A 443-nucleotide genomic window follows, 5' to 3' on the forward strand; every position below is an offset into this window, starting at 1 on the left:
GCTACGACGCCGGCGCCGACGGTACGACCGCCTTCACGGATAGCGAAACGCAGGCCGTCTTCCATCGCGATGGTCTTGATCAGAGTGACAGTCATCTGGATGTTGTCACCTGGCATTACCATTTCAACGCCTTCTGGCAGCTCGCAGTTACCAGTCACGTCAGTAGTACGGAAGTAGAACTGTGGACGGTAGCCTTTGAAGAACGGAGTATGACGACCGCCTTCTTCCTTGCTCAGAACGTAAACTTCTGCGGTGAACTTGGTGTGCGGCTTGACCGAACCTGGCTTGACCAGAACCTGGCCACGCTCAACGTCGTCACGCTTGGTACCACGCAGCAGAACGCCGCAGTTCTCGCCAGCACGACCTTCGTCGAGCAGTTTGCGGAACATTTCAACACCGGTGCAGGTGGTGGTGGTGGTGTCACGCAGACCAACGATTTCCAG

The 443-nt window shown here is 56.7% G+C and carries 1 protein-coding gene; it reads right to left on the minus strand.

Annotated elements, in window-relative coordinates; translation table 11 throughout:
- Positions 1 to 443: EF-Tu/IF-2/RF-3 family GTPase (locus ACL9RJ_RS33235; RefSeq protein WP_422766020.1), on the minus strand; the 443-nt coding region annotated here is incomplete at both ends.

The organism is Pseudomonas sp. Mn2068 (genome assembly GCF_049319725.1).
Classification (GTDB): domain Bacteria; phylum Pseudomonadota; class Gammaproteobacteria; order Pseudomonadales; family Pseudomonadaceae; genus Aquipseudomonas; species Aquipseudomonas gingeri.